The 865-nt window shown below is 57.6% G+C and carries 1 protein-coding gene; it reads right to left on the bottom strand.

Annotation, left to right across the window (positions count from 1 at the left end; genetic code table 11):
• The coding region (locus DIE21_RS36855) for a PAS domain-containing protein (protein WP_124502208.1) at positions 1–301 on the bottom strand (301 nt) is incomplete at its 3' end.
• Between the last annotated feature and the right edge of the window lie 564 nt (positions 302–865).

Below are 865 nucleotides of genomic sequence, written 5' to 3'. Positions count from 1 at the left end.
GTATCGCGTTCGCACGCACCCAGTAGTGATCGCCGTTCTTGCGGCGGTTCTTCACGAGCGCCGTCCACGGTTCGCCGTTCTTCAGCGTCGCCCACATGTCGGCGAACGCCTCCTTCGGCATGTCCGGATGCCGCACGACGTTGTGCGGCTGGCCTTCGATCTCCTCGGGAGAAAATCCGCTGACCTGGATGAACGCGGCATTCGCGTACTTGATGTAACTGTCCGCGTCGGTGGTCGACATCAGCGTCGCGTCGTCGGGAAATTCGAATTCGCGTTGCGTGACAGGCTGGTTATTGCGCATGGTGTGGAGTTCCGGGTTGCGGATCTTGCGTCCGCTTGTGGATTGGACCGAGACCGTACGCATCGCGGTCGGCCCGCATGCGTTCGATCACACTCCTGCGCTTTCGGCAATTCTGACGAAAACATTATGCCGCCCGCGGGTAAATATGCATTAATTTTGCATCATCTTGATTTAGCTGAAAACTTTGTTTATGGATGAATAAAAATCGAGTTTTATCAAGTATCTGGACGTCAATTTTCTGATTACTCGAGACACGCCTTTTTGACCGGATTGGCAAGTCGATCCGGAATCTCGAATGTGAATCCCTCTCGTTCGAGCGAGGTTCGAATCCAGTCAAATCGGAAAACCGGAGATTCGCCGCCGCGTCGCGACGGGGCGCGCAGGCACACGCCCCGACGATTACCGAAACACGTTTACCGCATCGACGAGCCGCGTCGCCTGATGCTTCAGGCTTTCCGACGCCGCCGCGCTCTGCTCGACCAGCGCGGCGTTCTGCTGCGTGATGTTGTCCAGATGCACGACCGCCTGGTCGACCTGCGCGACACCGGTGCTCTGCTCGGCCGT

The organism is Burkholderia sp. Bp9140, assembly GCF_003853425.1.
Lineage (GTDB): Bacteria > Pseudomonadota > Gammaproteobacteria > Burkholderiales > Burkholderiaceae > Burkholderia.
The sequence above is the reverse complement of the archived record's forward strand: the minus strand, read 5'-3'. Positions and strand labels throughout refer to the sequence as shown.